General features: G+C 60.6%; 1 protein-coding gene. It reads left to right on the plus strand.

All coding sequences use genetic code 11. The features are described from left to right. The first annotated feature begins 365 nt into the window (after window positions 1-365). A complete protein-coding gene (locus BLT59_RS30340; RefSeq protein ID WP_091789954.1) occupies window positions 366-2,093 on the plus strand; it encodes a sensor domain-containing diguanylate cyclase in 1,728 nt (575 codons plus the stop codon). Window positions 2,094-3,350: the final 1,257 nt, after the last annotated feature.

Here is a 3,350-nt window from a genome sequence, read left to right on the forward strand (position 1 = left end):
GCGCCAAACCCTTCGTCTGGACCAAACCCGCCACCGACATCCTCGCCGCCGTCAGCCGATCCCCTGAACCATCCGTCTGAGTCAGTGCACTAGGATGAGGCTGAACGTGACCGTGATTGGCCATCTGGCGAGACCTTATAGACGAAGTCTGACGATTGGTGCACGCAGCGAGGGGCCGCAAGCGGCCCTTTGAAGATGCGCGGAACGCCTGCTTGTAGGTTGCTTAAAGAGGCAGGGATCTACAGCCGGAACGAATGATTATGCGGTGAAATCAGGCGGCAGAAGCAGCGAGTTGTTTACGAACAAATTTAACATGTCGTCATGACCTGAGCCGCATAATTCTCGTTGGTCGAGGATCGTACAAGATGTTCAAGCGGCTCGCGGACCGCGTTTCACTGCGCCGACAGATCAGTCTGCTCGCTGGCGCCATCGGTCTTGCGATTGTCGGCGTGACCACGATCGGATCCGCGCTGTTGGCGCGCGGGCAAGCCACCGATATGGCGCAGAACGCCCTCCTTCAGATCGCTCGGTCGATGGCCGATCGGCTCGATCAGGACATGGCCGAGCGGCAGCGGGAAATCCGCAACGTCGGATCGCTTGAGCCACTGCAACCTCATTGGATGGAGAACACTGGCGGCCTGCGCAAAGTCCTGGAGACAATGCAGAGGACGCTACCGGATTACGCCTGGATCGGGTTTGCCGATCGCGATGGCCAGGTTCGCGCCGCTACAGGCGGCATTCTCGAAGGAGTGAGCGTCAGCCAGCGCCCCTGGTTTACCGACGGCCTCCAGCAGGCTGCGGTCGAGGACGTGCACGCGGCGACCCTGCTGGCATCGAAGCTTCCTCCCAACAGCGACGGGTCGCCATTCCGGTTCGTGGATGTGGCCGTCCCGGTCGGTGACGCGTCGGGACAGATCGTCGGTGTTCTCGGCGCTCACCTCAGCTGGCGATGGGCTGATATCGTCCGGCGTGAGGTCCTGTCGTCTCGCAGACCAGAGCTGAGGGAGGACGTCGTCGTCCTTGATCGCTCCGGCCGCGTTCTGCTCGGATCCAACCCCGGGGCAGTCCCGTACACGGCCGCAGCGCTCGCATCCGGCCATTTCATCGACCACAGTGCTGAAGGCGCCAGGCTCGCCGCGGCTGCCGCTACCCGCGGACGGGGCGACTATCCCGGCCTGGGCTGGATCGTCGTCGCGCTTCAGCCGATCGACACCGCCCTGGCAGGGGCCAACCGTCTGACCAGCCTGATCCTGCTGCTTGGGCTCACCACGGCCGTCCTGGGCATTGCCGCAATCTGGTGGGTCGCGGCACGGCTGACTCGGCCCCTGGCGCAGCTGACTGAGGCCGTCGACCGCATCGGCCGCGAGCCGAATGCGACGATGACGCGCCATGTGCACGGCTCGCCCGAGGTTCTGCGCCTGTCCGGTTCGGTCAGGTCGCTGCTGAGGCGCATCGGCACAGCAGAGGCGGATGCACGCCTCATCGAGGCGGAGGCGTCCAGTGCGGTACACGCCGCGGAGGATCGCGTCAGACGCCTCGGAGCCGATCTGCACGCGATGCAGGTTCTGGCCGACACCGACGTACTCACAGGCCTGCTCAACCGGCGCGCGTTTCTGCCGTTGGCCAACGACGCGATGAGCTACTTCAAGCGCTATCGGCGCTCGATTTGCATCCTGATGATCGACATTGATCACTTCAAGCGCGTCAATGACCTGTACGGCCACGCCGCGGGCGACGAGGTCATCCGGCAGGTCGGACGCATTGTTAGCGAGGCGCTCCGGACGACCGACAAGGTGGCACGGTTCGGTGGAGAGGAATTCGTGGTCCTGCTCCGCGAGACCGACCTGAAAGGCGCGACCATATTCGCGGACCGGATCCGCCAAACGGTGGCAAACACCGTGTTCGAGCCTGAAGGTCAGTGCCTCAGAGCGACGATCAGCATCGGCATGGCCGAAGCTGAGTTCAGTGACGGTGACGTCGACCACACGATCGAACGGGCAGATCGCGCGCTTTATGCGGCCAAGTCGGGGGGGCGCAACAGCGTGCGGTCGTTCGAGCCGAAAGTATTGCAAAGTCTTCAGGCGGCTGCGTAGTGCAGCCACCGTGCGCGACGAGCTTCGCGAAGGCTAGCGCCGCAACGGACGCCTGGGTCTCTGACAGAACGGTCTTCCCCGCTTCCAAGATCGTCATGTGCGTCGCGTCGAGCAGCACCCAGATCCAGAGGTAGCGTTCGCTGGATCGGATCTCGAAGTGCATGGCTGGCTCGGTATGTCATTGGACATCCTTGCATATTGCACTGCAAAAAGACCTGCCGCGTTAATGGCTTGGCGGACGCAACAACCTGTGCCGGCTAAGACCGTGGTTGCCCCCGATATCCTCGCAGATAACAAGCGCGATCAGCCACGCTCCTTGGCCGCGAACTGTCAGTCCGGCTGCTCACAGGCCCAACTGACCTTCGCCTGGTAGCCAGAAGGCCGCGACTTTCGCTTTGGAAGAGAACTCGGTTGCGAGGCACAGCTAACTCACGCGCACCGTTTGCTGCCGCGATCAACCTGACATGACGCTTGGGTAAGATTTTAGCTATGAGGTTGCGCCTCGCGTTAAACGCTGTCGCTCTAAAGTTGCATCTATGCGGAGGACGACAATGACGCGGTTTAAAGTTGATAAGGCCTGGGCACTCGTTCTGCTTGGTGCGGCACTGACTGCTGGAACACTCACGTCTGCATTTATTCGCTTGATTCAGTCACCCTATTGATATTTTCTTATGATCAAGTGCGTCGTTGCGAAGATGCTGCGAACGACGCTATCTCAGCGAAGCGCAGCACATGTTGTTGCCTCTGCGTCCAAAAAATTTGACCCAGCGTCCCAAACAGCGTCTGAAATAGTCAATCGCTGACTCTGTTGCGCCAGAGATACTGCAAGGGCGGCCTGAAATCGGCATAGGCTCAACGACGACAGACTTATAAGTGACTCAGCATTGCTATGTTCCGCCTTCAAATAAGATCACTCGATCTAACCGTGTGGCGGTCTCCGACTCCAATGGAAACGCACGTCTTCTCGGAAGCAATGCAAGCGGCGGATAGAATGGCGAATGCTTGCCGTAGAACTGCGGCGGCAAATTGCAGCACTACGAAGACTTGGATCGTCGAAATTATCGGCGAGTCTGAGAAGATCTTCTATCGTTCTCCGGTGGCATGGGCATGACCTTCAAGCTGGTTGCGGTGCTATCCGCGCCCGTCATTACGACGGCGGTCACGCTAGTGCACTGACTCAGACGGATGGTTCAGGGGATCGGCTGACGGCGGCGAGGATGTCGGTGGCGGGTTTGGTCCAGACGAAGGGTTTGGCGC

Source organism: Methylobacterium sp. UNC378MF, assembly GCF_900103195.1.
In the GTDB taxonomy this organism is placed as follows: domain Bacteria; phylum Pseudomonadota; class Alphaproteobacteria; order Rhizobiales; family Beijerinckiaceae; genus Methylobacterium.